Raw genomic sequence first — 384 nt, 5'->3', positions numbered from 1 at the left:
CCCCCCGAAAGGACGACCGATGACCACCGTGGTCCTCGCCGACGACGAGGCCCTGCTCCGCACCGCCCTGGCCGCGCTGCTCCCCCTCGAAGGCGACATCACCGTACTCGCCCAAGCCCAGGAAGGAGAAGAAGCACTCCACGCCACCCTGCACCACGAACCCGACGTCCTCGTCATCGACCTGGAAATGCCCGGCACCGACGGACTCACCGCCGTCACCGCCATCCGCCGCGCCCGCCCCGACCAGGTGATCCTCATGCTCACCCGCCACGCCCGCCCCGGCGTGCTCCGCAAGGCACTGAAACTCAGGATCCAGGGATTCGTCAGCAAGTCCGCGGAACCGGCGCACATCGCCGCGGTCATCACCGCCCTGCACCAGGGCAG

General features: G+C 69.5%; 1 protein-coding gene. It reads left to right on the top strand.

The genetic code is table 11. The features are described 5' to 3' along the window. Window positions 1-19: 19 nt before the first annotated feature. The coding region (locus DEF28_RS26905) for a response regulator (RefSeq protein ID WP_147280325.1) at window positions 20-384 on the top strand (365 nt) is incomplete at its 3' end.

Source organism: Marinitenerispora sediminis (assembly GCF_003336425.1).
GTDB lineage: Bacteria > Actinomycetota > Actinomycetes > Streptosporangiales > Streptosporangiaceae > Marinitenerispora > Marinitenerispora sediminis.
Note: the sequence above shows the minus strand (reverse complement) of the source record. Positions and strands in the feature narration are given on the sequence as shown.